Here is an 18,709-nt window from a genome sequence, read left to right on the forward strand (position 1 = left end):
GGATCGGCTGAGTTTACATAGTTGTATTCAGTATTACAGACTCTCGCATATTACACTTAGGAACCTGCTTCGAATTTTTAATGCGAAATTTTCAAACTTATTCCAATGACGTCTCAAGTATTAGCTTGCATAACCGTCTGCTGTATAGCTCGGGCATTGTCAGTCACGCACTCAAAGAGGCGGCAATGGGGGTCTTTGTCCTGCTTTACTACAAGCAGGTGCTGGGCCTGTCGGGGACGCTGACCGGTCTTGCCATCGGCATTTCAATTATCTGGGATGGTATCAGCGACCCACTGATTGGCGCCTGGTCAGACCGTTTGCGCTCGCGCATTGGCCGCCGCCACCCGTTAATGATTGCCGCTGTTATTCCAATGGCTGCGGGTTTTGTCATGCTGTACGGGCCACCCGGCAGTGTGCTGAGCGACCAAGGCCAGCTGTTTACCTGGCTGCTGATCAGCATACTGCTGGTACGCACAGCTCTGACCTTTTTTATGGTGCCCTACCTAGCCCTGGGTGCAGAGATTTCCGAGGACTATCACGAACGCACACAGCTGGCTGCGGTGCGCACCAATATGGCCTGGTTTATCGGCACTCTTGTCTCGGCCACCGCCATGATTTTTTTATTTAAGGAAGAAAATGGCCTCGACGGCCGCTTCCTCATCGACAATTACCATTTTTTTGGCTGGGTCAACGGCCTACTCGTCATACTGTTTAGCGTCATCTGCATTGCCGGCACTTGGCAATACATTCCCAAACTCGCCAGCGGCACAGGGGATGCCGACAGCAATATGCTGCGCGATATATTCATCACATTTCGCAACAAGAACTTTTTATACATGGTGATGTTGGATATGGCCGTGGGCGGTATCGGCAGCATTACCGCTACATTGCTGATGGTGACTTACATCTATTTCTGGCAACTGGATGCGATCCAGACGTCCTTACTGTTTGCCGGTCCCATTATTCTCGCGGTACTGTTGTCGGCCGTGTTTTCCAAATCACTGAATCGGCTGTTTGAAAAACAACAGATACTGCGCCTGACCTGTGCCCTGACCAGCATTAACCTGCTCTGGCTGACGCCGTTGAAATTGTTTGACCTACTGCCAGATAACAGCACGGTGGTATTCGCCTTGATCTACTTCAACTGGGCAATACATATGACCATGAATATTCTGCGCGTGATCACCGTTCACTCGATGCTGGCTGATATCGTGGATGAGCAAGAGTTGGCCACTGGCAAACGAAAGGCGGGCGTTGTTTTTGCTGCGGCTTTCTTTTCCTCCAAATTCGTGGGCGCCTTTGGCTACCTGATAGCCGGCCCGTTTCTGGACGTGATAGGCCTGCAGGCTGGAGCGCAACCAGGCGAAGTATCCAGCACGGTAACGTGGGGTCTGGGCCTGATTATGGGCCCGGGGCTGGCGATTATTATGCTGTTACCGGTGTGGATGTCATTCAAAGTGAATATGAGTCACGCCAGTCAGTTGGAAGTTCGCCAGGCCCTGTCACAGCGACAACAGGCAGCCGGAAGAGGCGACAGCGCCTCCGTCAGCACACCAAGATCACACTGAGAGTCGAGTTTACCGAGTTCAATCAGCAAAGATGCCACTGAAACACCGTCTGGCAGGAGTGTTTAGGCACCTCAGTGCGGGAATGACCGGAATAGATCTACGATGGGAGCGATACGAGCATAATGTCCGGTGGAAATTGGTGGAGTTTGTAGGTATGCATCGCCTGATGTTACCCATTATGGCGACTTAATTTGGCAACACCGGCGAGCTTTTCACTTAGCCCTCATTGCAACGCCACAGACTAATGGCTAATAACTAACTTGATAGTGCCATAAACTAGAGGCTGATAAGTCCATTGATTTCTTCACTCAGCCTAACATGAAGCTCGGGGCTGGCATCGGACGCGTACACCAAAAGTATGCCCTCTAAAACCTGATGGCGAAATTGATTCAAATCAATGTAGCCACTAACCCAGTCAATTCGCCCAAGCCGGTTGCTATTGTGAACTCTTTTCATAATCGTGCTGGGTTCGATATTTCCTAAAAACAACCCACTCTCATACCACTCTTTTCTCGGTGCTGCCAGTTGCTGTGCCCGCTGGAAAAGTCCATCTGGAATTCTAGGATCAAACAATTTTACTTGCTCTGCCGACATAAATGCGGCGCGATAAAAATCCGTATCCTGCTCAAATAGAGCAACCACGTTATCGACGAAAAACTTTGCATTTTCAATAGGGTCGATAGGCGGGTTGAGGACATTACCCTGCATTTGTTCAATTAAATTCGAAACCAACTCTCTAATGATGTCACTTTTTTTCCCGAATAGGTTGTGAATCGTTGGCGTAGTAACCCCAGCCTCATCGGCAAGTTCACTTATAGTAAATTCTTCTAAACCTTTTGCAGCTATTAGACGCTTTGCTATATTAAATATGCGTTCACGCCGCAATTTTTTATTTGCCTGACGAGTTACATTTCCTAATGCTTCTCCGGATTCTTTCATACTAGGTAGATTAACACGTGATAGATGATCTAACTAGCACTTTTTCCTGTGAGTGAAATCTGTAGTCCCAAGCGGTCTAGTTTTTTTAAGGAGGGTATATACATATTGGAAAGAGACTGTGTCGGAAGAAGAGTCATTGTTAAGCGTAAAAGTACTTTGCGCCAAACGGGGTTGTACCCATTATTGTGCCTATACGGCTATACATATAACGGCCATAAAAAACCTGTAAAAACAGAGGTTTAATTAATATCTAGCCGTGAGATAGACTCATAAACTATGCAGCTAAACTATACTCTGAAATACTATAATAACCGCCGCAGATACCTTAAAACCTAACAATTACCCCTCCGACCAATAGAGGTGGCGGTTGCGATGCCGGCTCCAGGCAACAAAAAAAAGGCCACAAGGAGTATAGGAAGGATTAATACCCCCTGATTTTGCTCAATCTACTACAAGGTCCCGACTGCCGGCAATCGACAGGCTGTTATTAGGCCCTCAACTATGCATAATCGGGATCTCAGGATGAGTGCGTTTGGAGAGTGGAGTAGGGCAGTAGCCTGATCGCCAGAAGCTGAATATTTGTGGGTCCAGCGACTTAACTTGTCAGAACCCTCTGATACTATTGATGAATTACGAATTCGCCATGCACAGGTTGGTCTAAAAGTTAGTGTTAATCCCGCCTATACTCCAAGGTTTTTCTCAAGCCGACACTTTCGCTAGTCTAAAATAGAGAGTGGTGCTGACCACCGTCGATCACAATATTTTGACCCACGATAAAACGCGACAATGGGCTGCACAGTAATGCCGCCATAGGAGCCATGTCATCGGCAACGGCTTGAAAGCCCGCCGGAATTTTATTGTGCTCCATGAAGTGAGCGATTATCACTTCCTCACTCTTTTCCAAACCGAAGGCTTCCGCGTAAGTCTCCATGAGTTCTTCGGCCCCCTCCGTGGCAAACATGCCGGGAAGTATATTATTGATATTGACACCGTGTTGAGCAATTTCACGAGACACACTAGCCGTATAATTGATCAGCGCAGACCGTGCAGGCCCTGACATCAGACGCCAGATCATCGGGTTTTTAGCTGAAAAAGTGGCAATGTTGACTATGCGACCCCAGCCTTTTTTCTTCATGACAGGGATATAGTTACGCATTATTTCAATAGGACCAATGAGCGCTGTATCAATTGAGTCACGCCACATCTCGGGTGTCACTTCTAAAAAATCACCATTTGGCGCAGGCGGCTTGATGGTGATCGCTAGGATATCCGGGTCTGGGCAAGCGGAAAAAAGGGCTTTACGACCTTCTTCAGTGGATGAGTCCGCTACGATTGGCGTTACCGTCGTGCCGTATTTGTCCGACATCTCCTTCGCGGCATTGCGTAAGCGCTCCTCTCGCCTGGCGCTGATGTAGAGCTCCACTCCCGCTTCAGCCAGTCGCTCAGCCGTTGCCCTACCCATGCCTGCGCTACCGCCTGCCATGAGTGCTTTTTTGCCGCGAATCTGAAGATCCATTTCCTTTTTCCTGTATTGAGTATGGTCACCGAACGCCTACTAAGTGCCCACAACTGTTGTAGTAGATTCAGTCGACCCTATCTACGACATAAGCATTAGTCAACGCCGCCCCGTCTCGCAGTGTTAAGGATAAGTGGAGTGAATGTCTCGAAAAGTTAGTGTTAATATCGCCTATACTTAAGAATTTTTATCCTCTTATGACTAAGTAGGTTTCTATGAAAAATTCCAAAAAAGAGATAATGAAAAGTTTGTTCAACACCTATCCAGCATGGACGGTTGAACCTTATGTGCACTGGGCTGTAAACGTCTCTCTATATAGCGCCAAAACACGTTCGTATATGATCAAAAAGGGTATCCACTTTACGGAAGCGTCTCCTGCGGCAGGGGTGGCCGGAGCAAAAGACCGGTGGGCAGAGGTTATTGTGCCGGCGTTGGGTTATTCGACATTTCCGGTATTGGATTTACCCGATGGCACATTTATTTCAGATACAACAGCAATTATCCGATATTTGGAAGAACAGCACCCCGAACCACCCATGCTGCCTTCAGACCCCATGATGAGGGCGCTTGCTTGGCTGATATTCAATTACGGAACAGAAGGGCTGCTCCTCAATGCGCAGCACTATCGCTGGAGTTTTAGCGAAAGCGCCGATTTCGCAGCGGCCGATATTGGACGCGCCATAGCGGGGCCAACGAATTTTGAGGTCATCAAAATGATTGGGGAGAACTTTCAGGCCATGAAACTGGAGAGGTTTCCTACTGAAGTTGGCATTACAGCGGAGACAATTCCGGCAATCGAAAAATCGAATCAGCTATTATTCGATACTCTTGACGCGCATTTCCGGCATTATCCTTACATTCTTGGTGGTCGACCTTCTATCGCCGATGCTGCGATGATGGAGACACTGCACGCGCATTTGGGGCGCGATATCTACCCCGCAAACATCATGAAGAAAACGGCTCCGGCTCTTTTCCGATGGACCGAAACCATGAACCGGCCCGGTATCGTGGACGCGGAATTCAGTCAGGTCCCGCAGGAATATCTGGACTCCGATAATCTCCCCGGCACCTTGTTGGATTTCCTCAAGCTGGTGAGCGATGATTTTGGGCCCCAGCTTGAAGCATCGGTAAATGTCTATGAAAACTGGCTGGCGACGGACCCGGAGCGCCCCGAAGGTGCGATTATTACGATTGATGGCACGGCCATGAACCGCCAGAAGATAGGGGAAATGGCATACAGTCACCAGAGCATAACGATCAAAAGAGATGCCTGGCCGGATATTCCCAATATGCATCAGTATGTTTTGGAAGTTGTTGACATGATGGATGCCAAGGAGAAATCCGATTGGTCTCAACTGATGCAATCTGTCGGCGGAGAGATTTTTGTGACCACGCGACTGTCGCGTCCGATTAATATCCATAAGCATCAGCCACCCTATGCCTATGTTCTCGGCGCAAAGTCTGTTTAGCCCGCCCAGAGCAGTCGAAGTATAAGCAATTTATCAGCGTCCTGTTTGATGTGATTGGCACCGACGGGCTGTTGCGACCAGCCACCACCAATAGAGTCCTCGGTGATTTTATTGCTTCTTTTCCTCAATACGTTGCCTCATATGTAAACAATATTACCGTATATAAAAACTATTGCGCCTCCATCTGTTTAAAATTGCCTCCGAATTGTGCATCGGGTGGATCCCGCGAACAGCTTCTGAAAGAACGCAATCAATAAACGGAAGGGAAGTCACAATGAATAAAATACTCAGTGTGCTGGTGTGCGTCGTCAGACCATTTGGGACCAATCAGCCCGTTTTCTAAGAGACACTTTTCTGCCAGTGACTTCTCCAGTCTAGCCTGCTAATCGCAGGTTGTGTACTTTTCGCTTCGTCATCGTCCTGGCCTTCACCACAGCGCGTTGATCTAGGATCTCGTTTCTCCGTCCGTCATAAACATCTGCGGGCGTCACGTTGTCCAACGACTCATGGTATCGCTCGTGGTTGTAATGTTCGACCCACTCAGCAATAGCCTTTTCCAGTTCCCACGGATAGTAGTAATGTTCCAGCTTGACCACGTTCTTCATTGAACGGTGATAGCGTTCAATCTTGCCCTGGGTCTGCGGGTGATACGGCGCACCACGCGTATGCTCCATGTCCTGCTTTTCTTAGCCAATCCTTGAGCTCACCACTGATGTAACAGGGGCCGTTATCCGACAGTAGTCTTGGCTTGTGTTTTACTCGGGCCTCGGACAAACCAGTCGCCTTCAGTGCATCTTCTAGGGTGCCAGTGACATCAGCAGCGGCCATGGTTGTTGTCAAGCGCCAGGTGATGATGTAGCGAGAGTAATCATCCAGGATCGTCGACAAGAAGTACCAACCCCAGCCAATCACCCTGAAATAGGTGAAGTCCGTTTGCCATAGCTCATGCACCCGACCGGTCGGGTGCTGGAACTTGTCTGATGCACGCATCACCGTGAACTGTGGGCTGGTGATCAGGTCGTGGGCCTTCAGGATGCGATAGACGCTGGATTCTGAGACAAAGTAGTCGTGGGTATCGGTAATGTGCCACGCCAGTTCTCTGGGTGTCAGATCGGGCCGTTCCAGCGCTACTTCCACGATCATGCTGCGAACCGAGCCTGGTATCTGGTTCCAGTGACGCCTCGAGGCTCGGCCCTGATTCGCAAGGCCATCCAGCCCGTCTTGCTCGTAGGCACTGTACCAACGATAGAAGCTGGTGCGACTGATCTTGATCTCATCCAGAGTCCGGCGCACAGACAGCTCGGATTCCTCGACCAGACAGATGATGGCCAGCTTTTCCGATGCGGTGCGCATCATTCGTCGTCCAAGATCACACCCTGCCCAGTCAGACTTTTTTTAAGCCAGTCATTACGTAGGTACAGTTCGGCCACGGCCTGCTTCAGATCGCCATTCTCGCGCTTGAGGCCCGTTACTTCATCCGTATTGGCGTCTCGCACGGTATCGCCTGACAGCCGCTTCCTGCCGGCTTCCAGGAAGTCTTTGCTCCATCGGTAATACTAATTGGGATTGATTCCCTCGCGACGACAGAGTTCGGCAACTGAACTCTCTCCCTTGAGGCCATCCAGCACAATACGGATCTTCTCCTCGGTGGAGAACTTGCGTCGAGTGTTGCGACGGATATCCTTAACTTTCTTTTCGGTGTTTGACATGCTCATAGTAATACTCCTTTGCTTCCGTTTAAAAGTAGCAGAAGTATCTCTTAGTGAATCAGGTCATTTGGTACCATGGTGGCTGACGCCACACACTCGGGACCAATGTCGCCTGCTTCCACGACCATCGCCGGAACCGTTTCCGACACCGATTTGCTCCACGAGGCGCCGCCCGAAGCCCCTGCTTGCGGGCCTGTTCCGGAGACGGTCTATATGCGTTGATTTATATATATTTTTTTAAATATGGGTAATAGTTTGGTAGCAAGTCGAGCGGAAAGTGGCTCTGTGCAATAGGGCTAATAAACAACAAAAAACCCGCACTAGGCGGGCTTGAGAAGGCTCAGGGTTTGCGTAGCTTCCTGACCGCCACTAGCGACAACAAGCCTGCCATGATGCCCAGTAGCCACAGTGGGCTGGTTGGAACGGGTGGGTTCACTGGCATCGCAGCGGATTGCGAGGTTTGATTGATCAACGCAACCGCTTTCAACGGTTTTGGCTGTACGTCATAAACACACTCAACATAACGGATAATAAAGCCCGCCCACTATAAGAGCGGACGTGAGTCTTTTTTCAAGTGCTAGCTTGAGGTTAAGGTGCGCCTGATTCCGCGGGGTTAAACCTAACAACACGTCGCGACTCATACACTGGCGATCCAAATCGCACCGCAAGCGAAAGCACCGACCAGTAATATCCAGTTGATATCAACGAGGGCAACCCAAAATCGCCGACTGAAGCTAGAACGTACCAATTACTATCTAGTCCCAATGTTTCAATCACCTCGTTAAAGTCCTCGACACTAGAGACGGTCTTACACACTGCAGTCGCAGAGCACACTTGGACGCCCGATGCTGCAGCACCACCACCTGAATCCACAAAGAGCGATACGGACGACATCTGTGCATCAGGCATTTGCCCAGCTTCAAGTGTTACTTCATATACAAGAGATTCCTGCGCGCCATCAGCATAGGCTGTGGCATTTTTGATAATCACCTCAGCTTCACGCTGCTCTTCACCCACTAGCCATGTCAAAACGGCATTGGGTGCGTCTGCAGAGAAACTATTGGCCCCTTCCGCAGTCCAGAGTGACGCAAACTCAAAGGCCGTGAGGTAAGCCTGCTTCCGGTCAGGTCTGTCGGTGAAGCCGAAGACATCTCGAGTGAACGGGATCTCTAATACGGTATCGGACGTCATTTTTGCTGTTGCTGCCGTTTGAACATACAGCCATCCTGGCTGGCCAGCATTGGCAGGCTGGATTGGGGTGGGCTCTGGCACAGCGGGTAATAGACCAAATCCATCGTCATTATTACTGTCGCTGCAGCCGTAGGCGAATACTAGAAAAAAGCAGATGATGACCTTGCGATACATCATGATGGGGTTCCTTTTCATTATGTGGAGGTGTTGCATTTAGGTCCGCTAACCTACTCAGTAGAAGCTGACATGCATCGGTTGTTTATTACCGTTTCGTATCTTCCTACCGATACAGGATATATCCGGCTTTGTCAAAAGACTCAACCGCTACCATTCGCTCTTGAGACACAGGCTCTGGCGCAAAGTTCCACAGCGTATTGCCTTCGTCGTCAACGGGTGTTGAGCGGCCTGGCTAGGTGTGTCATGACGGTTTTGACAAATTAACTTCTTGGGGTCACAGAAATCTGGCCTCTGCCATCAAGCAACCGCTCTACTCCAATCAGCGAACGCACTTTCCCTAAGATTCCGATAATGCTCCGCACGTACTAAGTGTCTACCCAGGTTGAATAGCTTACTTATCGCAGCATGGGCCCCCAGACATCGCTGAGCCTGGCTTGTCGATTTGAACCGCCTCATACCTCTTTCTCTCACCCGAGTCACCTCATGCGATTGCTCAGCGCGATTATTCTCATACTGCCTAGTGCTGTGGATCGTCTCTGGGATCAATTCGCGCTGAGCAACGCCATGGCTGCGCAGTTTGTCGGTAACGATCTTTCTAGGCTCGCCGCCATGGCTTCGCAATAACCTTTTGAAGAAACGTTTCGCCGCGGCTCCATCCCGCTTGGCCTGTAGGTAAACATCAACCACTTCACCGTCTTGATCTACAGCACGCCACAGGTAATGCTGCTTACCGTTGATCTTGATGGAAACTTCATCGATGTAGAACGTGTCGCCGTAGCCTCGGTGTTTTCGTTTCAGTCTTCGAGTGTATATAGCGCCGAATTTTATACACCACAGTCGGATCGATTCATGGCTGACGGTTATGCCTCGTTCGGCAAGTAGATCTTCGATGTCTCTGTGGCTGAGATTGAAGCGATAGTAGAGCCAGACGGCGTAAGAAATAATTTCTGGAGGGAAGCGATGGCGTTTATATGTATTCATTGGTCGATTCTACCAATTTCAGCAAGTTAAGTTGTCAGTACCTTCACCTCCACTCGGAGGGGCCTCCTTCCGGCGATTCGCAGCCCCTTACTGATTTGGGTTGCGCAAGGAGAACCTCGCCTTGGAGACCTGGTTGGAGATTCCTGCCTCGGCAAATAAATCGGCCATACCGGAAGGTCCGGCAATAGACACCCTCAGTTTGTGTCGCCACCCGCTGGCCGTAGCGCACTCTCCCCTTGATTTTGAGTTTGCCGCGCCAATTGACCCGGCCCGTCTTGATCACCTTCGGTTCGGGCTAAGGTGAGGAAACAACAATGTCAACAATCGGATTGGGGTTCCTGCGTCCGATAAAGACCGTGTTGTGTGTTGTGATGAATTGATCCATAGGTAGTTCGATCGCAGGGGTATAAGGGCCGACGACTGATGAAAACGAAAGAGATGAACCAGGGAATGCATATCTTCCGTCATGATCAATCGTGACCAGGATTTCTTCTGTTTGCAGGGAAAGAGTCCAGCTCTCGAGTGTATAGGTGCGGTTTTGATCAGGGTTCATGACCTCTAATTGCCACAATCCATTGGCGGGCAGGCCCTTAAATACATCCAGATTACCGAGGGCTTTTCTTTCATCCATTGTGGCGCCCATTGAGACTGTGCGGGTATACGTTTCCGTGTCGGGAAGCGAGTTGCCGCTTGAATTCGAAATGCTTACTGGGTCTTCAAACGACCCTCCGCTGAGCACAGTTCCAACAATTGGCACGCGAATTCCAAGTGGACTGACTAGGGTCAAAAAGAAAGGATGCCCTGATTCTGAACTTGAGTTCGCCCGTATTTCGTAGGTCAATTCAAGGTCAGTGATGGTTCCCGGCATTTCAGAAACTTGGATGGGCGAAAGTGCCTTTTGGGGCCAAGCCAGCGCAGAGTCACCGAAGTACTCTCCTGCATTTTGAGGGGATTCGGCAGGCCATACGTTTGGGTTTGGTACCACTTCTCCTGAATCGACCTCTATGGGACCCAACGCTTGAAAAGAAATCAATTCAGCACTCGACCCAGCGGGTGGAGCGACGTCACGTCGTCCGTTTCGATTGCTATCCAGAAAGACTCCATAACCCGGGAGCGGCCGATCGCCGTGACTTTGAAACCGGTTTTGCGCAAAGTCCTGAAAGACGATTCCTTGTATGGATAGATCGGCTACTTGGGCCAGTGCATGATCAGCCCGAATCAGCCCAGCACCTGTCGCGTAATTCAACTGATCATTCAAGGAATAGGGCGGATTGTATTGTGGCGCCGGCACCTGAACGGCCGTGTCGGCGAGGATTTGATAAATCTCGGAAGGTTCAAGAGTTGGATCAAGCTCTAGCATCAGCGCAGCGACAGCGGCCGAATTGGGTGCAGCGGCAGAGGTCCCCTGAAAATTCTTCAAGAGATCATTCTCAGGATCGCCACGGGAAAAGAAGCTTGTATTGCCTTCTTGTGGCGCGGTGAACCGTGGCTGCTGTCGCAGATCTGGTTCAGGTAGCCTGTTCCCTGCGGCATCAAAGAAGATCGGCGTTCCGCCCCATGAGCTGAATGCGGTCAATAGGGGGTCTTGGCGGTTGTACGCCGGAGTATTCCAATACGCGGCAGCCGCGACGGCCGCTCCGAGTCGAGAATTGTTATGGCCCCACGTTGTGCTGGCCCCCTGAAAACCAGAGGGCGGATCCACGATCACATTTTGAGGAGTTCCGCTGATTGTACCTTGCCCATTGAGGACCGCGATCCATTTGAAGAAACCAGGTACTTCTCTACCGTCAACGCCGTCAAAGCCATTGGCGTTATGGGTGAATGCAACGTAGAAAGAGCCGCCCAGGGCCGGTAAGGCAGGAAAGCTAGGTTGTGCAGGTAAGCCAAAAAAAGTGGTGAATGCGGCTGGGTATGCCTTAAATCCTCCCGCTTTTCCGATAGGCGTTTTGTTTTTATCGAAAAACCAGACATTCACAGCACTGTCATTGGCCCCCCACGGTTGATCCCATTGGATCGCAAAAGAAGACGTCGGGTCAAAGCTTGGAATTTGAACACTCTGCAGAACGATGGTCTCGTCCCCCTGAGCAAAATTATGAAACGATAGATCAGGGTTACTGAGCGCCTCTGCCAATTCAGGAGAGGTGCCGCTACTTGGATCATTCCAATAATCGATGAGGCTGCTTGGCGCCTCAGTGAGGGAAACATTCGATTGATAACTCACATTGCTGTTGTTGCTTGCAGCGCTGAAATAAGCGACGCCACTTTGAACAGCCGCATCAACGGCAAGGCTGATTGGACCGTCTTGAAACCATGGTTCCGCAGGGACGTAGATGTCGTCAACGATTATGTCGCAACCCAATTCAACGAGCTCTCGGATTCTTTCTGCAAATATTTCTTGAATCGCCAGCGTCTTTTCCAACGATATTTTGGAAGGGTCGCCGTAAGGCATCGAGCTGGAGAAGTAAAGCTTCGCTCCGGGTGCAACAGCGTGAACCAGTTGCGCCATAGCGCGCCCCTCGTCAACGCCGTTGCCGTCATCGTGTACGATGGAAACGTCGTAAGGGAGTACGCCGCGATCGACGTCATACGCTTCGCCTCCGAGATAGTTGAAGCTGTCGGAAATGACTCCGACTTTGAGGCCCGAGCCATCGACGTCATAGCGAGCTCTAGCCACATCAGCGAGCAGGGCGATATCGGCCTGATTAATATTGCCGGGACGATAAACGCTCTGGGGCTCAGGCGGGGTAACGTCACCGCCGCTGTCAAAACTGCTGCTCGCGGTGCCACCGTCACTACAAGCGCAGATGAAAAAAGACAGCACGCTCAATATTAGAAGACGCTTAAGCATTTGTAACTCCATACCATGTATTAGATTTTATAGCCTACGAGCGGCGTACATTTCCCTACCTGTAGGAGCAGTTTTGGCTGCTAGTTAATGCGCTATTAACGTGACGGCACGGGAGCCGTTTCTGACTCAAATATTGAGGCGGATAAACTGCAGGAGGAAAGCAAGCTCTCTCGCGAAAGCCCCCTTCCTTCAGCCAGAGAAAGAAGTGTAAGTAGATGGTAAGCGGGCACCGTTAAAATTTCCACTGCTCTGCTTTCCTAACTCTCTAATTACTATTCAGCATACAATACTACTAGAACAACGTCTGTGCACGGCGAATTTTTATTTCGGCAATAGAGTTAGGCGTTTTTTTACCAGGTACGTCTCTGGGGGGTACTGACAAATTAACTTCTGTGAAATCAGAAATGTCGGCATCTTCATTTAAGCCACTACCCTACTCCACTCTCCAAACGCACTCATCCTGAGATCCCGATAAGGCTCAGCGCGAACAAGATGTCTACCTAGGTTGAACAAATTGGAGACTGCAGCATGAGTACCCAGAAATCTCTGTGCCTGACCTACTGACTTGAACTTCCTCATCCCTCGCTCCCTTACTCTGGTCGCCTCATGGGATTGCTCTGCCCGGTTATTCTCATACTGATTGGCGCTGTGGATCACATCGGGCATTAACTCCCGGCGAGCAACTCTATAACTGCGCAGCTTATCGGTCACGATTTTTCTGGGTTCACCACCATGCGATCGCAATAGCCGCATGAAAAATCGCTTTGCTGCTGCGCCATCACGTCTTGCCTGTAGATACACATCAACTACTTCACCATCCTGGTCCACGGCTCGCCATAGATAATGCTGCTGGAAGTATAGGACAAATAAACGGCCTATTGAGATTAAATTTCCTGACTGATCCTGCTAACTGAACTAGAGAAATTCGCGACATACCCGCCTACCGCACTGAAAAGCTGTTCGATGAGGTGATCGCATAATGCATATTATGATGACAGGGTGATTCGTTCAGGCCCCCCTTAAAGTAACCACGTAGCGATCACCTGGCGCAGGCGCAGCTGGAGCCCAGAATCACTAATAGGCAAAAGTATGACTCAACTGTGGTGGCGCTTTTTCCTCACAGTGTTGACTGTGCGTTAAGGTATCGGCTGCGTATAGCCAATTTGTTGGTTTTGGAGATATTAGGATATCGGAAGGATATCGGTAATGACATTTAGTACACCGGGTATGTATCGGTATTTAGGATAGGGGCGTTGGTTTATCGCTTGCGCGGGATCTTCTACTTTAAATAAACCGCTACACTGCTACATTCCCTTTAAATCAATGGGTTAGAGGCGGAGCATCTGCAACACAAGTGCAACATTGCGCGAGAAGTGCGACGACTGTAGCAGTCTTGTAGCACTTAGCACCTCGCCGCAGGCCAGTGCGGGCGTGGTTTGTAGCGGTGTAGCACTTTGTTTGACCATCTAGGCTATGTACCTTTCGAAGGCGTCGATGAAGTCAGTGCGGTCGTACCCGCGAATCACTGATTCGCCGAACCTCATGGAGCGAGTTGAAATACCATAGTTTCTTAGTATGCGTGCAACTTGATTCTGCGTAATACGTCTACCATTGTAGTATTCCTGCCAAGGGCTGGTTGCGTCTTTGCAGAGTTCTGCAACAAGATCTGATGAACTTATCCGTGTATTGCCAGTCGATGAAAAGTAACTCGATATGCTCGCCAGCAGTAAGGTTGGCAACTCTGGTTCAGATTGAGTGGTGAGTGCCCTATAGGCAGCCTCACATCTTTCTAACCAGCCATTACCGATAGCTTCAGCAATGCTATAAAGAGGGAACCAATTGTCCTGTGCGCGATCATTTCCAAGGTTTGGGACAGTCACATTGGAGTTCTTGATCGCGGCTTCATTTGAGCTGCGCCAGGCGGCTAGAGCATCCCTAACGGCCGCCTGTTGATCTTCAAGATCAACGGGAACTCTAACTACCTGCTCTTTAAGCTTCTTCCTGCGCAGATTGATCACAATACTCCTGTCCATGACTGTATCAGACAAAGCACCGATTGACGCGAGCACCATTGGCATCCATGTGTTGAATGTTTTCGCCTCATGATTGTCGCCGACACACCTAATGACAGTAGATCCTTTTTTACTGTGGCTAGAGTTAATGATGCCTATCAGACCTGGCGAACCATCTTTCACAAAAGTATCAGCTTCATCAATCAGCAGCGTTGGTTGACCTTGCTGAGTCACGCGATAGATAGCTGCAGAAGAAATACTTGACAGCTGCACACCATCTTTCGCAACCGACTGAATTACCTCCATCGTTGTTGATTTTCCGCATCTTTTCTCTGGGCTAATTAATGTAAGCTTTGGAAACACCCTAAACGAGTTGATCAGGTAGCTTGCTATAATCCACAAGGCAATAGCATCGACTTCGTTAGGAGTAAGAACGCAGTGTTTTTTTATCAAATCGACAACATCATCCACTAGTGATTGCGTAATAGAAGTACTATTAATCATTGTTAAGCCCTCCGTCTCTTTCGGCAACACGGCCTTCCAGCCATTCGATGATTTCGTCATGCAGCCAGGCCACAGAGGTGCCGCCGGGAACCAATGATACGCGCTTGGGGAACTTTCCTTGAGCTGCGAGGTAGTAGATATGACTCTTCGAGAGTCCTACCAAATTCATCACCTCCCTGATTCTGATCAGCCGCGTTGTTGGTATTTTTTGTAGTGTTTCGTTTACATTACTTCTCATTACAAGTTCCTCAAAAATATAAGTAATACCCAACCGTCTTCGTGGGACTGTAAGCAGAATATTTTTTTGGCAAAAACTTTTCTGAGATATTTTCGATTTACGTGAAATTAAATATGTGAAAACAAAAAGACTTTATGATACGCGGAGAACGACATGTGCCTAATAGGCTTAGTGTAGGTCAGGCGGCGGCAGATAGTGGTCGGTTTGAGTCGTCCTCCAGTCTGAGCATATCCAGGTAGTCAGACCAATCCTGCATCATCTTGGCTCGGCCTTCTAAGTGTGCTGTCCTGTTGTAAGCACGGCCATTAGGGTCTTTAACAGCGTGTGCCAACTGATGCTCAATCCAGTCAACTCGGTAACCCAGAGCTTCGTCTAGCAGTGTGCGAGCCATGGCTCGAAATCCATGTGGTGTCATGTCGCTGTTCTTGTAGCCTAATGTTCTAAGAGCTGAGCGAACTCCATTGTCTGACAGGCATCTTGATCCTCCTCTCGCACTAGGAAAAACATATCTACCTTGACCCGTATAGGAAAACAGTTCTTGAAGTATTTCTATGGCCTGGCTACTGAGCGGGACCATATGGGGTTGGCGCATTTTCATCTTCTCTGACGGTATCTCCCACTGCTTTTGGGACCAGTTGATTTCTGTCCACTCCATTGCCCTTATTTCGCCCGGGCGCTGGAAGAGAAGGGGAGAAAGCCTTAGCGCCGCCTGGACTACTTCAGATCCTCTGTAGTTGTCCATTGCTATAAGCAGTTGACCCACTTTTTTTGGATCTGTAATGGCTGCTCGGTGTGTCTTTTTAGGGTTTTTCAGCGCGCCGCCTAAGTCGCGCGAAGGGTCCATTTCTGCTCTGCCTGTTGCTATTGCATATTTGAATACCTGCCCTGCTGTCTGTTTGGCCCTGCGAGCGGTTTCAATGGCTCCTCGACTTTCAATTTTGCGCAGGGCGGCTAGTAGTTCCGGTGGAGAAATCTGGATAATTGGAGTGCCACCTATGGCGGGGAAAATATCACGTTCTAGTGCTCTTAGAGTTCGTTTCTTGTGGCCATCCGATTTGTCTGCGACCGCTATCTGAAACCATTCTCGGGCGATCGCTTCAAAACTGTTGGAAACGTTAATGTGCCGAGTGAGCTTCTGAATCTTTTTGTGCTCGGCTGGATCTATTCCATTGCTTTGTTGTTCTCGGGCTTCTAGGTGCTCCTGCCTTGCCCTCTTAAGAGTTATTTCCGGGTATATTCCAAGAGAAAGTGTCTTCCGTTTACTGGTGAATCGGTAGTCGTAGCGCCAGTAACGAGTCCCCGTAGGATTGATTAGCAGATATAGGCCTCCACCATCGGCTAGCTTCCAGGGCTTACTTCTGGGCTTGGATTGACTAATTTCTTTTGCTGTAAGTATATGCATGATGCTCCTGGCCTAGTTGACGGTATCAACGACCCAGCGCATATAAATACCGACATATGTACCGCCAGTTATGGCGGTACCTGGTAAGACACGCTGGACACGATAGGAGCGATGTTGGAGGAAAATATTATTTAATTCAGAGGTTTATTAACGCTCTGGACAGTATCGGACGGCAATGTGGTAGCTACGGGTGGACTTGAACCACCGACCCCAGCATTATGAATGCTGTGCTCTAACCAGCTGAGCTACGTAGCCATAAACGTTTACAGGAACCAAGGATTCCGAAGAGGCGCGCATTTTCCCGATTTTCACAGGGCAAGTCAAGGCAGAGTAAGGCCTGCAGGCTTTTATGCGCCGCTGCTGGATTTGACTGTGGTGCCGGTGTGTTTTCAACAGCCAGCAATTTACCTCGCTAACTAGACGTTGAAGCGGAAGTGGACGACGTCGCCGTCCTGCACGACGTACTCCTTGCCTTCTAGACGCCAGCGCCCGGCGTCTTTGGCACCTTGCTCGCCGTCATGCTTGATAAAGTCGTCATAACCGATGACTTCAGCGCGTATAAACCCTTTTTGGAAATCAGTGTGTATGACTCCGGCGGCCTCAGGAGCGGTCGCTCCTACTTTTACAGTCCATGCACGCACTTCCTTTTCGCCCGCTGTGAAGTAGGTTTGCAACTCTAATAGTTCATAGCCAGCGCGAATCACACGGTTCAGTCCTGGTTCGTTCATGCCTAGTTCCTGCAGGAACTCTAGACGCTCCTCATCAGCAAGTTCTGCAATTTCCGATTCCAATTTGTTGCAGATAGGCACAACAATGGCATTTTCCTGGGCCGCGATTTCGTTGACAACATCGAGATAAGGGTTGCCTTCAAAACCGCTTTCATCGACGTTGGCGATGTACATGGTGGGCTTGGCGGTCAGTAGAAATAATTGTCTGACGAGTGCAGCTTCAGTGTCATCGAAGGCGAGCGAACGAGCGGGAAGCGCTTCATTCAGGTGAGGCAGCAGCTTATCCTCCAGCAGCGCCTTCATGGCAATCGATTCTTTGTCGCCACCTTTGGCCGTTCGGATGATCTTCTGTAGTTGCTTTTCGCAGCTATCGAGATCTGCCAGAGCCAATTCCGTGTTGATGGTTTCAATGTCGGCTCTGGGGTCGATTTGATTAGACACGTGGATGACATTGTCATCTTCAAAGCAGCGAACGACATGGGCGATCGCATGAGTTTCACGAATATTGGCCAGAAACTGGTTGCCGAGGCCCTCACCCTGAGATGCACCCGCCACCAGACCTGCGATATCGACGAATTCCATGGTGGTTGAGATTTCGCGTTGAGGCTTGATGATATCTGCAATTTTACTCTGCCGCGGATCGGGCACGGGTACGATGCCAGCGTTAGGCTCGATGGTGCAGAAGGGGAAGTTTTCTGCTCCGATCCCAGCATTGGTGAGGGCATTAAACAGGGTGGACTTACCGACATTCGGCAATCCGACGATTCCACAATTAAAACCCATAGCCTATTCCTGTTCCTTTATGTCGGGGCAGCTTAGGCTGCGCTAAAACTGTGTAATCGGGTCATCGCTTTGGTGCCGTCTCCATCGAGCAAGAGAGGCAGGGTGGCGATGGCCTCATCAATACAGGCGTTAATGCATTCGCGCTCCGCTTGTGAGGGCGCGCTTAAAACATGCGCCGTCACTCTTGACGCGTGACCCGGATGGCCAATACCGATGCGTAAACGATGAAAATCTTTATTGTTTCCCAGTGCCGGAACGATATCCCGTAATCCGTTGTGGCCCCCGTGACCGCCGCCTTGCTTAAAACGTGCACTGCCGGGAGGGATGTCCAGTTCATCGTGAGCAATAAGGATTTGCTCAGGTGTGATCTTGAAAAAACCCGCCATTGCGGCCACTGCCTTACCGCTGAGATTCATGAAGGTGGTAGGAATCAGCAGGCGCAGGTCATGGCCAGACAGAGTGACCCGGCTGGCCAGACCAAAAAACCTAGATTCCGCCTGCATCGGCATGCCACACGCTTTAGCGAGTTCTTCAACGAAATCGGCACCGGCATTGTGGCGAGTGCCCCGGTATTCGCTACCGGGGTTGCCAAGTCCCACAATGAGCTTTATGTCAGGCAATGTGCATGCGAGGGGCTCCGCGAG

Annotated in this window: 14 protein-coding genes, 1 tRNA gene and 1 pseudogene; 2 read left to right on the forward strand and 14 right to left on the reverse strand. The window is 49.9% G+C overall.

Annotated features, from left to right (window positions below):
• The first annotated feature begins 80 nt into the window (after positions 1-80).
• Complete coding sequence (locus tag ABXT62_RS03605; RefSeq protein WP_415357179.1) at positions 81-1,568, forward strand: MFS transporter; 1,488 nt, start codon at positions 81-83, stop codon at positions 1,566-1,568.
• Positions 1,569-1,844: 276 nt separating this feature from the next.
• Here the strand turns inward: ABXT62_RS03605 and ABXT62_RS03610 are convergent, their stop codons facing one another.
• Both ABXT62_RS03610 and ABXT62_RS03615 read right to left on the reverse strand, forming a co-directional pair.
• Complete coding sequence (locus ABXT62_RS03610; RefSeq protein ID WP_415357180.1) at positions 1,845-2,507, reverse strand: TetR/AcrR family transcriptional regulator; 663 nt, start codon at positions 2,505-2,507, stop codon at positions 1,845-1,847.
• Positions 2,508-3,228: 721 nt separating this feature from the next.
• Positions 3,229-4,023, reverse strand: coding sequence for an SDR family oxidoreductase (locus tag ABXT62_RS03615; RefSeq protein WP_415357181.1), 795 nt, complete (start codon positions 4,021-4,023; stop codon positions 3,229-3,231).
• Between the two features lie 215 nt (positions 4,024-4,238).
• Here ABXT62_RS03615 and ABXT62_RS03620 point away from each other — a divergent pair, with 215 nt between their 5' ends.
• On the forward strand, positions 4,239-5,492 hold the full coding sequence (locus ABXT62_RS03620; RefSeq protein ID WP_415357182.1) for a glutathione S-transferase: 1,254 nt from the start codon (positions 4,239-4,241) through the stop codon (positions 5,490-5,492).
• Between the two features lie 374 nt (positions 5,493-5,866).
• Here the strand turns inward: ABXT62_RS03620 and ABXT62_RS03625 are convergent.
• From ABXT62_RS03625 to pth, 12 genes and pseudogenes are all read right to left on the reverse strand, one after another.
• Positions 5,867-7,207: pseudogene (locus ABXT62_RS03625) on the reverse strand (IS3 family transposase).
• 334 nt (positions 7,208-7,541) lie between these two features.
• Entirely contained in the window at positions 7,542-7,673 is a 132-nt protein-coding gene (locus ABXT62_RS03630) for a hypothetical protein (protein ID WP_415357183.1), read from the reverse strand.
• Between the two features lie 116 nt (positions 7,674-7,789).
• Positions 7,790-8,569, reverse strand: a complete 780-nt coding sequence (locus ABXT62_RS03635) for a hypothetical protein (protein WP_415357184.1) — start codon at positions 8,567-8,569, stop codon at positions 7,790-7,792.
• Positions 8,570-8,866: 297 nt separating this feature from the next.
• The gene (locus ABXT62_RS03640) at positions 8,867-9,550 is read right to left on the reverse strand and encodes an IS6 family transposase (protein WP_415357185.1); all 684 of its coding nucleotides are present in this window, start codon (positions 9,548-9,550) and stop codon (positions 8,867-8,869) included.
• Positions 9,551-9,845: 295 nt separating this feature from the next.
• On the reverse strand, positions 9,846-12,398 hold the full coding sequence (locus ABXT62_RS03645) for a S8 family serine peptidase (protein WP_415357186.1): 2,553 nt from the start codon (positions 12,396-12,398) through the stop codon (positions 9,846-9,848).
• Positions 12,399-12,818: 420 nt separating this feature from the next.
• The gene (locus tag ABXT62_RS03650; protein WP_415358258.1) at positions 12,819-13,283 is read right to left on the reverse strand and encodes an IS6 family transposase; all 465 of its coding nucleotides are present in this window, start codon (positions 13,281-13,283) and stop codon (positions 12,819-12,821) included.
• A 581-nt stretch (positions 13,284-13,864) separates the two neighbouring features.
• Positions 13,865-14,914, reverse strand: coding sequence for a DUF3631 domain-containing protein (locus tag ABXT62_RS03655; RefSeq protein WP_415357187.1), 1,050 nt, complete (start codon positions 14,912-14,914; stop codon positions 13,865-13,867).
• Positions 14,907-15,152, reverse strand: coding sequence for a helix-turn-helix transcriptional regulator (locus tag ABXT62_RS03660; protein WP_415357188.1), 246 nt, complete (start codon positions 15,150-15,152; stop codon positions 14,907-14,909). The genes ABXT62_RS03655 and ABXT62_RS03660 overlap by 8 nt, the downstream gene beginning before the upstream one ends.
• Positions 15,153-15,330: 178 nt before the next feature.
• On the reverse strand, positions 15,331-16,554 hold the full coding sequence (locus ABXT62_RS03665) for a tyrosine-type recombinase/integrase (RefSeq protein ID WP_415357189.1): 1,224 nt from the start codon (positions 16,552-16,554) through the stop codon (positions 15,331-15,333).
• A 178-nt stretch (positions 16,555-16,732) separates the two neighbouring features.
• Positions 16,733-16,809: transfer RNA gene (locus ABXT62_RS03670), tRNA-Met, on the reverse strand.
• Positions 16,810-16,970: 161 nt separating this feature from the next.
• The gene (ychF, locus tag ABXT62_RS03675) at positions 16,971-18,065 is read right to left on the reverse strand and encodes a redox-regulated ATPase YchF (RefSeq protein WP_415357190.1); all 1,095 of its coding nucleotides are present in this window, start codon (positions 18,063-18,065) and stop codon (positions 16,971-16,973) included.
• 32 nt (positions 18,066-18,097) lie between these two features.
• Positions 18,098-18,685, reverse strand: a complete 588-nt coding sequence (gene pth, locus ABXT62_RS03680) for an aminoacyl-tRNA hydrolase (protein ID WP_415358259.1) — start codon at positions 18,683-18,685, stop codon at positions 18,098-18,100.
• Positions 18,686-18,709 lie beyond the last annotated feature (24 nt).

The sequence above is a fragment of the Halioglobus sp. Uisw_031 genome (assembly GCF_047729875.1).
In the GTDB taxonomy this organism is placed as follows: Bacteria; Pseudomonadota; Gammaproteobacteria; order Pseudomonadales; family Halieaceae; genus Marimicrobium.